The organism is Pseudomonas sp. H9 (assembly GCF_004353925.1).
Taxonomy (GTDB): Bacteria; Pseudomonadota; Gammaproteobacteria; order Pseudomonadales; family Pseudomonadaceae; genus Aquipseudomonas.
In genome coordinates, this window is sequence record NZ_SMOK01000011.1 from 120,038 (window position 1) to 133,107 (window position 13,070).

Consider the following 13,070-nt stretch of genomic DNA (forward strand, 5'->3'; position numbering starts at 1 on the left):
CAGGCGGCGCCCGGTGCCTGGACCACGAAAGCGCGAAGACCCTACCGATATCCTTACAACAACACCGGAGGTTTCGATGTACATCACCCAGGCTTTGCACCGTCATCTGCAACAGCGGCCCCACGCCGTTGCCATTCGCGACCGGGGCCGCAGCGTGACCTATGGCCAACTTGGCGAGCGTGTCGCCCGTCTGGCCGGGGCGTTGAAAGCCCTTGGCGTGGGCAGTGGCGAGCGTGTGGCCATGCTGTCGCTGAACTCCCAGCGTTACATCGAGTACTACCAGGCCGTGCCCTGGGCGGACGCGGTGCTCAACCCGGTGAATATCCGCTGGAGCCTGGCAGAGATTGTCTACTCCCTGGATGACTCGGAAACCGCTGTGTTGATCGTCGACGATACGTTCCTTGCACTGGCGCAGGACGTCATCGCTGAAGCCAAGACCCTGCGTACGCTGATCTATGCTGGCGATGGCCAGACCCCGCCTGGGATGCATCACTACGAGACACTGCTGGCCGAAAGTGCGCCAGTGGAGGACGCCCGTCGTGGGGGCGACGCGTTGCTCGGCATTTTTTACACCGGAGGCACCACCGGCTTTCCCAAAGGGGTGATGCTCAGCCACAACAATGTCAGCTTTTCCGCCATGGCCGTGCTGAGCACCGGCTTGTTTCATGCCGCTGCAAGGTTCCTGCACGTGATGCCGATGTTCCATCTGGCCGATTACTCGGGCATGACTGCCTTGATGATCAGTGGCGGGGTCCATGTGGTGCTGCCCGGCTTTGCGCCGCAGGCCGTGCTGGAAACCATTGCCAGTGAGCAGGTCAACGAGATTCTTCTGGCGCCGACCATGATCCAGATGCTGCTGGATTGCCGCGATGGCAACCCGCAGTTGGCCGAGCTTGATCTCGGTTCGTTGCGCAACATCGCTTACGGCGCTTCGCCGATTACCCCGGCGCTACTTGATCGTGCCCGCGCAGCCTTCCCGTCGTCCGGTTTCAGCCAAGGCTACGGGATGACCGAGCTGGCCCCGATGGCTACCACCCTGGATGCTGAATACCACTGCGTCGAGCACCAGGTGAGCGGCAAGATGTACTCGGCCGGACGGCCACAAATCTGTGTGGAACTGCGCATTGTCGACGAAGCCGACAACGAGGTACCGCATGGCACGGTGGGCGAAGTCGTGGTCAAGGGGCCGAACGTGATGCTCGGCTATTGGAAGAATCCGCAGGCAACCGCCGAGGCGCTGCGTGGCGGCTGGATGCACACCGGCGACGGCGGTTACATGGACGATGACGGCTTTGTGTACATCTGCGACCGGCTCAAGGACATGATCGTTTCCGGTGGCGAAAACATCTACTCCGCCGAGGTCGAGACCGCCATCGCCAGTCACCCTGCGGTGGCGCAGGGCGCGGCGATTGGCATTCCTTGCGATACGTGGGGCGAGCGTGTACACGCGGTGGTGGTGCTCAAGCCGGGGATGAGCGCCACCGCTGAAGAAATCATCAGCCACTGCCGCGAACGTATCGCTGGCTACAAGAGCCCGCGCAGCGTGGAGTTTCGCGATGCCTTGCCACTTTCCAGTGTCGGCAAGGTACTCAAGGGCGAACTGCGCAAGCCGTTTTGGGCCGGGCGTAGCCGCGGCATCTCCTGATCGGCGGGGCCATTGCTTCCTACCCATCGTAGAGGGGCAGGCCCCTACCCATCGTGGGCAGGGACTCCAGCAGGCTGAACTGGCCAAGATAGAGGCAACGCCGGCCTGCTTCAAGGGCCGGTCTTGCGAACCTTGATCTGGAGAACACGATGTCACAGAAGTCTCTCGTTGCTGGTGTGGGCATGATCCCTTTCGTCAAACCGGGCACCAGCGGCAACTACATAGAGATGGGCGCCGAAGCCATCCGCCTGGCACTGAAAGACGCCGGTCTGGACTACGACCTGGTGCAGCAGGCTTATGCCGGGTATGTCTACGGCTCGTCCACTTGTGGCCAGGCTGCGCTCTATCAGGTCGGCATGAGCGGCATCCCGGTGGTCAACGTCAACAACAACTGCGCCACTGGCTCCAGTGCCCTGTGGCTGGCTCGCCAGGCGGTGCAAAGCGGCATGGTCGACTGCGCCCTGGCCTTTGGCTTCGAGCAAATGCAACCGGGCGCCCTGAAGGCGCATTGGGATGACCGGCCGAACGCCACCACCGTGATGACCCAGGGTGTGATCAACGAACTGACCGCCGATGTGACCGGTGTGCCGGGCGCGCTGATGATGTTTGGCGGTGCCGGTCGTGAACACATGCAAAAGTATGGCACCCAGATGGAAACCTTCGCCGCGATCCGCGCCAAGGCCAGTCGCCATGCTGCCAACAACCCGCTGGCGATGTTCCGCAAAGTGATGACCACCGAAGACGTCATGAACGACCAGATGATCTGGCCGGGTGTGATGACCCGCTCGATGGCCTGCCCACCGACCTGCGGCGCCGCCGCCGCAATCATCTGCTCAGAAGCGTTTGCCAGGAAGCACGGTCTGCGCACCGATGTGGTCATCCTTGCCCAGTCGCTGACTACCGACCGTGCCGTTGCCCACGAGGCCCGTTCGATGATCGAGGTGGTTGGCTTCGACATGGCCCAGCGCGCGGCACGCGAAGTGTTTGAAACAGCGGGCGTCGATCCGCGCGACATCCGTGTCGCCGAACTGCACGACTGCTTCGCCCACAACGAGTTGCTCACCTATGAAGCGCTGGGATTCTGCCCGGTCGGTGGCGCCGAGCAGTTCGTGGTCGATGGCAACAACACCTACGGCGGCCAGGTGGTCACCAATCCATCGGGCGGTCTGCTCTCCAAGGGCCACCCGCTGGGGGCTACCGGGCTCGCCCAGTGCTACGAGCTGACCCACCAACTGCGTGGCACTGCCGAGGCGCGGCAGGTGGAAGGTGTCGAACTCGCTCTGCAACACAACCTAGGCCTGGGCGGCGCCTGCGTGGTGACCCTGTACGGCCGCAACTGAGGTACCGCGCGCGTGCCATCAGCGGCACGCGCCACTTTTTCTTCGTGATCACCTGCTCGTTGGGTTGGGAGGACAGATGTCGACTTCAATCATGACCGCAGATGATCAGATGCTTTCGGTTCGACCGCTGCAGGCCTTTGTGGCCGGCCTGCGCCAATGCGGCCTGGACACCGACAAGTTGTTGCAGCAGGCCGACGTTGACCAGCAACTACTTGACCAGCCCAACGCACAGATCAACTCACGCCTGCTGGACTCACTGTGGCAACTGGGCGTGGCCGAGCTGGACGATGAGAGCCTGGCTGTCGATCTGCAGCGTTTGGTCCCGCGGTTCCTGCACACCTTGAAGGTTGACGAACGCCGTTGCCCGACATTGCGCAGCACAACTGAATACCTGGTCAGTACGGTCAAGGTGCTCGAACGCACACCGATCTACAGTCAGGGCGTGCATGACGGCCAGTTCATACTCTGTGTGCAGCCCCCTTATCCTGGTTTTTCGCCCTTGCGTCAGTTGGCTGCCTTGTCGCTTTGCCTTGAGGCTTGGCGACGCGTCTCCCGGCTCGACCTGAAGCTGAGCCGGGTGCAATTGGCATTGGGGCGACCGAGCAACGTCCGTGCCGAGCATCGCATTGGCGAATTCTTTGGTTGTGATCTTGAGTTTGATGCGCCGCATACCCGGCTGTATCTGCAGCTGCCACGGGTTGCGGCGCCGTTGGCCGGTGATGAGCTGTCAGCGTTACGCATGGCCTATGCCAAGACCTTGGCACAGGCGGTGTGCCTGCAGATGTCGGAGGGCGTGCTGAACATGGAACGCATGGCCTCGTGCCTTGATCTGAGTACGCGAACCTTACAACGGCGCTTGGCGCAAGAAGGGGTGAGCTTCTCTCATTTGCTCAGCCAGGTGCGACGCCAACTGGCTGAGCAATACCTGCGCGAGGGGCATTACACGATCAAGCAGATTGCCTACTTGCTGGGCTTCGGCAACCTGAGCAATTTCGCCCGGACGTTTCGGGGTTGGTGCGGAATGTGCCCGAGTGAATACCAGCGCTTGCACTGCGCGCAAGAAACGGTAGGAGCGGGCTTGTCCCGCGATACGGTGTGACAGACTAACCGCATCGCGGGGCAAGCCCGCTCCCACCATGATCAGCAAGCCAGCTGCCGTTACTTACCCAGGCGCTCGGACATCAGATCGAAAGTGATTTCGCCACCGTAATACGGCACTTCCACAGGTGGGAGCGGGCTTGCCCCGCGATGCGGTGTAACAGACTAACCGCATCGCGGGGCAAGCCCGCTCCCACCAGGATCAGCAAGCCAGTTCCCGCTACTTACCCAAGCGCTTGAGCAGTGCAGGGGTGAAGTCAGCCTTGGACAATACTTCGCCCCAGGTCCACTTGTGATTCACTTCGTTGGTGAGGGTGTTCGCCGCGTAGCGTCCGGACATCAGATCGTAAGTGATTTCGCCAGCGTAATACGGCACTTCCACATCGTGGAACTGAACCATGTGGTTTTCCTGCACACGCCAGAGTTCACCACGGCTGTCGTACAGTTCAGCGGCGACCAGTTGCCAGCTGTCTTCGTCGAAGTAGAAGCGACGTTTGGCATAGACGTGGCGTTGGCCAGGCTTGAGATTGGCTTCGAGTACCCAGACACGGTGTTTTTCATAGCGAACCATGTCGGTGTTGGCGAAGTTGGTCTTGAGCAGGTCTTTGTAGGTTTTGTTCTTGTCCATGAGCTTGTAGGCGTTGTAGGGCACTACACGCTCTTCTTTACCTATCAGCTTCCAGTTGTAGCGATCCGGCGCTCCGTTGTAGCCGTCAAGGCTATCGGACACCACTTGGCCGAAGGTGTAGCGCGCACTGCTGTCGTAGGCAACAGTCGGTGCGCGGCGTACTCGACGTTGGCCAGGAATGTACTGCCAGGCATTGCGCGCTTCGATCACCTGGTTGATCGGTTCATGAGCCAGGGTCACTTCGCCGGAGAAGCGAGCAGGGCTCAGGGTCCGGGTATAGGTGTAGAACAACAGGTTGGCGTCTTTGGGCGCGTCTTTCACGTTCTGGCGAAAGGCCGTCAGGCTGTCGTAGTCGACGACGGTGAAATCACCATTTTCCTGCACGGTCGCCGAGGCCAGGTCGCGGCGGATGGCACCGCCACGGTAGCGGGTGAGGTGGTTCCAGAGCACTTCCAGCGCCTCGGTCGGCATCGGGAAAGGTACGCCGTAGCTGTAGTTCTCAAGGCCGTTGCCGCCGTCGGCCAGTTTCACCTTGCCGACGTTCTTGCGCGTTTGATCCAGTTGCTCCTGGGGAATGCGCGCGGTACGGTGAGTCGGGTAGACGTTGATGCGGTACTCGGGGTAGCGAGTGATCATCGCCTGCTGGCCGGGAGTGAGCAGGTCTTTGTACTGGCTGGCATTGCCTTTGTTGATGACCAGCAGCGGCTTCTCGTCAGCGAACGGGTTGACGTAATTGCCGTTGGCCTCGATCGGTGCGGCACCGGGCTTCAAGCCGCCGTTCCAGGCCGGAATACTGCCGTCGGCGTTGCCGGCGCGCTCGGCGCCAACCGGGGTGAGTGGGCCATCAAGCTTGCTGAGGTTGTTGTCAGCAGCGTGTGCCAGGCTGCAGGCGGCCAGCAGGGCGAAGGCAAAGGGAAGTTTCCTGATTGTAGTTGTCATGTTCAGAAGCTCGCTTTGGCAGTTACAGAGGCAAAATCTCGATCATCGAGGGTGGAAAAGTCGTTGGAACCGAAAAATGCGTTGTAGGCCAGTTCCAGCGAATAGTTGTTGCGGTAGTCGAAGGTCAAGCTCAGGCCCGCAGCTTGCTGGCCTTCCTGGAAGTTCGGGCCATAACCGTCGACGTCGTGACGCCAGGTCAGTGCCGGGGTGACGGTAATGGCCGGCAGGACACCTTCGTAGGCCAGTGCCAGACGCGCGCGGTAGCCCCAGGAAAAGTGATCGACCAGGCCCTTGGTGTTGCAGCCCAGGTCATTCAGCGCGGCGCTCTGGTTAGCGTCCATGCCGCCACCGCCCGTGACGCAGGCGGCACCGTCGGTCGGCGGGGTGCGGCCGAAGGCGCTGGCACGGCCGAGCCGCTGGCCGTCAATGTCGTCGACCCAGTTGGCGCCGGCCTCCGCAGCCCAGGAGAAGCGGTTGGCGCCAAGAATGTTGTCCACCGTATCGGTGGCGCCCAGGCTGAACTGCCAAACCGGCAAACGGGCGTAGCCCTGCAGCTCGGTGCCGCGATAAGGGGTGATGTCGCTGACTTGCAGCACCGGGCTGTTGGTCTGCCCGGCCAACACCGCGAAGGTGTCGCCGGAGTTGAATCCCACCGGCTGGTTGGGCCGGTAGCTCAATTCGCTGAACAGCGCGGTGGTACCCAGAACGCTGCTCAGGCTGACGCCGAACATGCGGATGTCCTCGGGGTAGGCGGTGAAGTAGCGTGCGGTGGGCAAGCCGCCGGTGGCAATGGTGCCGTTGGCCACTGGGGTGCGGCTGTGATAGTTGGCGTAATACAGGCCAAGGTCGGTGCTGTTCAATTCCTCGAACACATAGTGCATGGCCAGGCCGTACTGGCCGGTGTCGCTGGCCCATTGGGTCTGGCCGCGGGGGATGATGCGGCCGGCAGCCACGGCCTGGTCGGTGGTGCCATTGGCACCGGCAATCACCGTGCGGAACTGGCAGCCTTCCTGGTTGTTGTCGCCGGTACTGAAAAAGGTGCCGCAGCCATCGAGCACCGAGGGGCGGAAGTTGTACTGCCAGAAACCTTCAAGGCTCATGGCATCCGTCAGGTCGAGGCTGAAGCTGAACATCTCCACCGGCAACTGGCCTTCTTTGAGTTCCACACCAGGGCGGTTGAAGGCGGAGACGTCCAGCGGGTTGATGGCGTTGATACCGTTCTGCAGGAACAGCGCTTCGCCCCAACTCAGGACCTGTTTACCGAGCTTGGCATTCAGGGCATGCCCATCGAGGTCGAAGCTTTTCCAGACATAGGCGTCGAGTGCTTCGAACCCCTTGAAGCGTGCCAGGTCCTGCCAGCCGGAGTCGTTGAATTTACGGAAGTCGCCGTCGGTGGTTTCCAGTTGGTGGTCATACCAGTACTTGAAGCGAATAAACGCGCCCTGGTTGCCGTCATTGAGGTCGAATTCGGTGAGCCCCTTGAACACCGTGGAAATGATGTCACCTTTGTCGAAGTTGAGCTTGCCGTCATCGGTGTTGTAGTTGGAGCCGGTGCCGACCTTGCCGATGCTGGCAGCGTCGGCGCGGGTCAACTGCTGCTTGTCGGCACTTTGCAGGCTCCAACTGGTGCCCAGCGACAGTGTGCTATTGCTGCTCAGGCTCCAGTCGTCGTTGATCTGCCAGACGGCTGCGCGAGCGGTTCCGGCCAGCGAAGCGACGGCGATCGAAAGTGCCAAAAGAGAGGGAGGCGAGGCGAGGGAGCGGTACTTCATACTGCGGATTACCTTGTCATTGTTCTTGAAGGGCTAGGCGCAGGACGAGTGGCAGTGTCAGTGTTGCGCAATGCTCTGCACTGGCAGGATCCTGTGGCTGGGCAACAGTAGTTTCTCGTCGACCGATTTTTGTGATTGTTGTCTGGCGTGGTACGGACCATAGTGAGCGGCGACTTTCAATGTCCCTACCCGGTGTAGGTAGGGGTGGGCCACCGCTATCGGGGGGCTGGACGTCTGACTGCCAGTTGCTAGCGTGGGGCCTGGGGCACTGCCGTTCGTCAGTGCGCAATAACAACAAAAGGGGGCGACATGCTGTCAGGGATCAAAGTTGTAGAAATTTGCGGAATTGGCCCGGGTCCGTTCTGTGCCATGCACCTGGCCGACCTCGGTGCCGAGGTTATTGCCGTCGAGCGTGCGGCCTCGATGTCCATCACCGGTGAGGCCAATACGCCGAGCAACCCGATGAACCGCGGCAAGCGTTCGGTGGTCGCTGACCTGAAGACTGCCGAGGGCCGCGAAACGGTACTGCAGTTGATCGAGGGCGCCGACGCGCTGATCGAAGGCATGCGCCCGGGTGTGATGGAGCGTTTGGGCCTCGGCCCGCAGGTGTGTCTGGCACGTAATCCGAAGTTGGTTTACGGACGCATGACCGGCTGGGGCCAGAGCGGCCCGATGGCCCATGCAGCCGGCCATGACAACAATTACATCGCACTGTCAGGTGCCCTGTACCACAGCGGTACGGCCGGCGAAGCGCCGTCTTCGCCCATCACCCTGATCGGTGACATCGGCGGCGGTGCGCTGTACCTGGCGGTCGGCATTTTGTCTGGCATCCTCAATGCGCGCGCTACCGGCCAAGGTACGGTGGTAGACGCCGCCATTGTCGATGGTTCGGCGCATATGATGCAGTTGATGCAGTCCCTCGCCCGTGGTGGGTTGATTGGCGAAGAGCGCGGCAAGAGCGTGCACGACGGCTCGCACTTCTACGCGACTTACCGCTGCGCCGACGACCACTATGTGACGGTCGGCTCGATGGAGCCGCAGTTCCATGCCTTGCTGCTGCACAAACTTGGCCTGGAAGACGACCCGCGTTTCGCTAAGCAGTGGGACAAGCAGCGCTGGCCGCAGATGCGAGCGCATCTTGCCGAGATTTTTGCCAGCCAGCCACGGGCCCATTGGTGCGAGCTGCTGGAAGGGACTGACGTGTGTTTCGCCCCGGTGCTGAGCCCGCGCGAAGCAGTGAGCCATCCGCATCTGGTCGAGCGCGGTGTTTATACCGAGCGCGATGGGGTGATCAGTGCCGCACCGGCGCCGCGCTTCGACGGCAAGGTGGTCGAGCCTGGCCCGATTCCACGACGCGGCGAAGATACCGAAGCGGTGATGGCGGCACTCAACGCCGGTGACCCGGCGAGCGCCTGGCGCTCGTAAGCAACGCCCCTCTTGCGAGGGGCGTCATTCTCAGCCCTTCAGCCCTGACCGTCGTCGTACTTGCCGATGGTCTGATCGCGCCACCTGGCGATGGCCTCGTCGCGACCCGTCACGCCGAGTTTGCCAAAGACGTTTTTCAGGTGCCACTTCACGGTTTCGGGTGAAACGTTGAGGATGCGCGCGATCTTCTTGTTGGTCATAGCCTGAGCCATGAGGTGCAAGACTTCGGATTCCCGGTCGCTGAGCGCCTCGATCCTGGCCGACGATTTGCGTGTTGGTGCCTGGACGGGTGTCGCCGCGCTCAGCAGTCGTTGCGCATAGAATGCCAGCACCGGGTCGAGCACGTCTTTGTCGAGCATCGCCTGCAACACCCCGGGGATCTGTGGCGAGGCATCCAGTAGGCTGCGCGTCAGGCCCAGGCGGTGGCCCTGACGCAATGCTTCAATCAACTGCTTGCGGGCCAATGCGATATGTCCGCAGCCTTCTTCGGCAATGGCCAACTGCAGGCGCAGGTAGGTGGCCAGCGGCCAACGCCGCTTGGTTTCCGCCAGGTTGACCAGGGGCAACAACAGGCTGACCGCCTGGCTGAATTCCTGGCGAAACAGGTGCAGTTCAATCTGCCCACGCTTGGCGATTATCTGGATCATCTGCGGTACGCCGCGGTCGATACCGGCATGCCTGGCGGCCAGGTCGTTGAGCTGAGCCATCAGGCTTTCGGCCTGGACCGACTGGTTTTTCTGTACCGCCCACCGCAGGCGGGTGAACAGGGCTGTGGCCATCAAGCGGTCGAGCTTGAAGCGCTGGGCGTGCTCTTCCAGGCGATCGATGGAGGCTTGCGCCTCCAGGCGGCGGTCGCTGAGCCAGTGGCTGTTGGCCAGGGTCAGCAAGGTTGTCATGACCACACCCGGCAGCGCCACGCGCTCGAGCACAGCCAAGTGCTGTTCCAGATGGTGGCAGGCTTCTTTGATGTTGCCTTGCTCGTAGAGCGTGCTCGACAGCACGGCGCTGATGGCCAGGGCAGAGGGGATCGCGCTGTCGCCGATCTGCTGCGCCTCGCCCAGGGCGATGCGCAGAATGTGCTCCGCCTCGCTGTGGCGGCCCTCGATGGCCAGCCCCAAGGCAAAGATACAGCGCCCCAGCAAGGTACGGCGCGGCGAAGTGGCCAGGCGGTCGTTCTGCTGGATCAGGCCTCGGGCCCGCTCGAATTCGCCACTGAACGAATACAGCCAGCCCAACACGGTTGCGCGCCCGGTCAGCACAAAGTCATCGGCAGTCTCGGGCAGGGCCTCGATTGCCGGGGCCAGTGCCCAGGTGTCTTCGCTGCTGTCGAGCTGCATCGCCAGGGTGCCACGGGAGATCAGCAAGGTTTGCTGTTCGCCGACGCTCAGCCGTTCTTGCTGAGGCAGCAAATGCTCGATGATTTTCTGCGCTTCGGCGAAGTTTTGTGCATACAGCTGCAACTGCAGCATGGCCAATTGCAGGCCGAAGCGTTCCTGAATCTGTTCCAGAGGCAGTTTGCGCAGCAAGTTGGGCAGATGGCTCAGGGTGCCGCGCGACATCAGGTCGTGGGCACAGGCTTCGACAATGTCTGCCGCGGCCTGGGCGTCGCCGGCCAGTACCGCATGGCGCACCGCTTCGTCCACATAACCCTGATCGAAGAACCAGTCTCGCGCGCAGGCGTGCAACTGCTGCAATTGTTCTTGCGAGCGGTCGGCCAGGCGTGCGCGCAGCACCTCGCGCAGCAGCGGGTGCAGGCGGTACCAGATTTCGCGGTCGTGGCTTTTGATCTGGGTGATGAACAGGTTCTCGCTGTCCAGGCGGCTCAGGTGATTCATCATCCAGGCCAGCGCGTTCGGTTTGCCCATCAGGCGCGCACACAGGGCCGCACAGAAGCGGTTGCAGATCGAGGCCCGGCCCAGCAGCTCCAGGTCGTCGGCAGGTAGGTGGTTGAGCACCTCCTGTTCGAAGAACTGCGCGAAGGCACTGGCATCGCGCACCTGACGGTGGCTGAAGGTGGCGCCGCGTCGTGACTTTATGTCGATGGCGAACAGTTGCAGGCCTGCGACCCAGCCGTCGGTCAGTTCGTGCAGGGTTTCGGCATCGCGCTTGTGGACCTCGCCAAGCTGCTCGCGCAAAAAGCGTTCGGACTCTTCAGCGGAAAAACGCAAGTCACGCAGGTCCAGCTCGTCCAGGCGCCCCTGCGAGCGCAAGCGTGCCAGCGGTAGCGAAGGGGGAAGGCTGGTGCGCGAGCCCAGCGCCAGGTGCAGGTTCGGTGGTGCATAGTCCAGCAGCCAGCCGAGGGTCTGGAAGATCAACGGGTCTTCCAGTTGATGAATATCGTCAATCATTAGCATGAGCTCACGCTCACGCTTGGCGATGTCCTGCAGCAGCACAATGACCCAGTGTTCCAAGGCCAGCTCGTCGGTGTCGCGGCCAAGCAGGACAGCGGCATCGCGGGTCATTTCTTCGTCCACTTCGGCCAGCGCGGCGCGCAGGCAGTGCGCCAGCCGGATCGGGTCGTTGTCCTCATTGATCACCGACAGCCAGGCCACATCGAAGTTGATCCCCATCAGCTCCCGGCGCCAGGCCAGCATGGTGCTGGTCTTGCCGCTGCCAGCCGGACCCTGGATCACCACGCAACGCTGGCGGCGAGCTTCCATCAGACGTGCCATCAACGCCGTGCGCGGCATCAGGTAACGGGCGCCTCGGGGCGGGATCACCTTGGTGTCGGGGATGACCTGCAAGGCCCGGTTGGCTGGCAGGTGCAGGCCGCTAGGCGAGGGTGTGGGCATAACGATGAACTCCGGACATTTTTTTCTTATGGCCGCAGTTTACGCTGCCAGGCACGGGCTTGCCGATTCGCTTTTTGTATTAGCCGAGTCGAAGAAAAAATTATCCAGCCAGCCCACTGCTTCCTAGCATAGCGAGAAAGTTCAGGAGACCATTCACGTGGGTACAGTCGTGACATTCACAGCGTTGATCAAGGTGCGCCTGGCGTTGCCCGGACGGGGAGCGCAGACGTGAGCGGACCACTGGCGGGCATCCGCATCCTCGACATGACCAGCGTGCTGATGGGGCCTTATGCCACCCAGATCCTCGGCGACATGGGCGCCGACGTGATCAAAGTGGAAGCGCCGGCGGGTGACAGTACCCGCGACATCGGTGTACGGCGCAACCCAGGCATGGCGGCTGCGTTCCTGCACGCCAACCGCAGCAAGCGCAGCATTGTCCTCGACCTCAAGCGCGCCGAGGGCCGTGTGGCGTTGCTGCGCCTGGCCGCCGATGCCGATGTCTTGATCTACAACATCCGCCCCCAAGCGATGGTGCGGTTAGGGCTGGACTACGCGGATGTTGCGGCGGTCAACCCGAGCATTCTCTACGTCGGCGTCTACGGCTATGGCCAGCAAGGCCCCTACGCAGCCAAGCCGGCCTACGACGACATGATTCAGGGGGCGGTTGCCTTGCCGACCTTGGCGATGCTTGCCGGCGCCGATGAGCCGCGCTATGTACCGAGCGCTATGGCCGACCGCATTGTCGGCATGAGCGCGGTCAGTGCTGTAACAGCCGGTCTGTTGCATCGCGAGCGCAGCGGGGAGGGCCAGCGTATCGACATTCCGATGTTCGAAACCATGGCGCAGTTTGTTCTTGGCGATCACCTCGGCGGCCTGACGTTCGATCCACCGCAGGGCCCGGCCGGCTACGCCCGCTTGCTCAACCCGCACCGCAAGCCATACCGCACGCGCGATGGTCACCTTTGCGTCATGCTCTACAACGACAAGCAATGGCGGGCTTTTTTTGAACTGATCGGTCGCCCCGAGGTGATGGACAGCGATCCACGTTTCAACACGATCGGCAAGCGCACCGAGCACATCCATGCGTTGTACGCGATGGTCGCCGAGATCATCGCCACACGTACCAGCGCCGAGTGGACGGCCGCACTGGAAGCGGCAGACATCCCGGTCATGCCCATGCACAGCATCGAGTCCCTGCGAGATGACCCGCACCTGCGCGCGGTCGGCTTTTTCGAGCCTGTCGAACACCCCTCCGAAGGTTGCCTGACAAGCATGCAAGTGCCGTCGCGCTGGTCGAAGTCTCAGCCCGGAGCAGGGCATCCGGCGCCGCGCCTTGGCCAACACAGTGCGCAGATTCTGCGCGAGGCAGGCTACAGCGATGCGCAGATCGCCGCGCTGGCTGCAGGTGGCACCACCATTCTGGCCTGATCC

8 protein-coding genes are annotated in these 13,070 nt (G+C 62.1%); 5 read left to right on the plus strand and 3 right to left on the minus strand.

Features of this window, described 5'->3' with window-relative positions:
• Positions 1-76 precede the first annotated feature (76 nt).
• The 3 genes from E1573_RS08575 (at position 77) to E1573_RS08585 (ending at position 4,084) form a co-directional block, all read left to right on the plus strand.
• Positions 77-1,645: a long-chain-fatty-acid--CoA ligase gene (locus E1573_RS08575; protein WP_133212580.1), complete on the plus strand. Its 1,569-nt coding sequence runs from the start codon at positions 77-79 to the stop codon at positions 1,643-1,645.
• 149 nt (positions 1,646-1,794) lie between these two features.
• A complete protein-coding gene (locus E1573_RS08580) occupies positions 1,795-2,985 on the plus strand; it encodes a lipid-transfer protein (protein WP_133212582.1) in 1,191 nt (396 codons plus the stop codon).
• A 76-nt stretch (positions 2,986-3,061) separates the two neighbouring features.
• Positions 3,062-4,084: an AraC family transcriptional regulator gene (locus E1573_RS08585; protein ID WP_133212584.1), complete on the plus strand. Its 1,023-nt coding sequence runs from the start codon at positions 3,062-3,064 to the stop codon at positions 4,082-4,084.
• Between the two features lie 219 nt (positions 4,085-4,303).
• Here the strand turns inward: E1573_RS08585 and E1573_RS08590 are convergent, their stop codons facing one another.
• Together E1573_RS08590 and E1573_RS08595 are read right to left on the minus strand one after the other, a co-directional pair.
• Positions 4,304-5,650, minus strand: a complete 1,347-nt coding sequence (locus E1573_RS08590; protein ID WP_133212586.1) for a DUF1329 domain-containing protein — start codon at positions 5,648-5,650, stop codon at positions 4,304-4,306.
• A gap of 2 nt (positions 5,651-5,652) precedes the next feature.
• On the minus strand, positions 5,653-7,422 hold the full coding sequence (locus E1573_RS08595) for a DUF1302 domain-containing protein (protein ID WP_133212588.1): 1,770 nt from the start codon (positions 7,420-7,422) through the stop codon (positions 5,653-5,655).
• 309 nt (positions 7,423-7,731) lie between these two features.
• Here E1573_RS08595 and E1573_RS08600 point away from each other — a divergent pair, with 309 nt between their 5' ends.
• The gene (locus tag E1573_RS08600) at positions 7,732-8,847 is read left to right on the plus strand and encodes a CaiB/BaiF CoA-transferase family protein (RefSeq protein ID WP_133212590.1); all 1,116 of its coding nucleotides are present in this window, start codon (positions 7,732-7,734) and stop codon (positions 8,845-8,847) included.
• Positions 8,848-8,885: 38 nt separating this feature from the next.
• Here E1573_RS08600 and E1573_RS08605 read toward each other — a convergent pair whose 3' ends face one another.
• The gene (locus E1573_RS08605; RefSeq protein WP_133212592.1) at positions 8,886-11,639 is read right to left on the minus strand and encodes a LuxR C-terminal-related transcriptional regulator; all 2,754 of its coding nucleotides are present in this window, start codon (positions 11,637-11,639) and stop codon (positions 8,886-8,888) included.
• A 228-nt stretch (positions 11,640-11,867) separates the two neighbouring features.
• Here E1573_RS08605 and E1573_RS08610 point away from each other — a divergent pair, with 228 nt between their 5' ends.
• Positions 11,868-13,067: a CaiB/BaiF CoA-transferase family protein gene (locus tag E1573_RS08610; RefSeq protein ID WP_133212594.1), complete on the plus strand. Its 1,200-nt coding sequence runs from the start codon at positions 11,868-11,870 to the stop codon at positions 13,065-13,067.
• Positions 13,068-13,070 lie beyond the last annotated feature (3 nt).

Bases quoted from the DNA above. Each gene is read 5' to 3' on its own strand.
- E1573_RS08575 (WP_133212580.1), top strand. From the start codon at position 77: ATGTACATCACCCAGGCTTTGCACCGTCATCTGCAACAGCGGCCCCAC.
- E1573_RS08580 (WP_133212582.1), top strand. From the start codon at position 1,795: ATGTCACAGAAGTCTCTCGTTGCTGGTGTGGGCATGATCCCTTTCGTC.
- E1573_RS08585 (WP_133212584.1), top strand. From the start codon at position 3,062: ATGTCGACTTCAATCATGACCGCAGATGATCAGATGCTTTCGGTTCGA.
- E1573_RS08590 (WP_133212586.1), bottom strand. From the start codon at position 5,650: ATGACAACTACAATCAGGAAACTTCCCTTTGCCTTCGCCCTGCTGGCC.
- E1573_RS08595 (WP_133212588.1), bottom strand. From the start codon at position 7,422: ATGAAGTACCGCTCCCTCGCCTCGCCTCCCTCTCTTTTGGCACTTTCG.
- E1573_RS08600 (WP_133212590.1), top strand. From the start codon at position 7,732: ATGCTGTCAGGGATCAAAGTTGTAGAAATTTGCGGAATTGGCCCGGGT.
- E1573_RS08605 (WP_133212592.1), bottom strand. From the start codon at position 11,639: ATGCCCACACCCTCGCCTAGCGGCCTGCACCTGCCAGCCAACCGGGCC.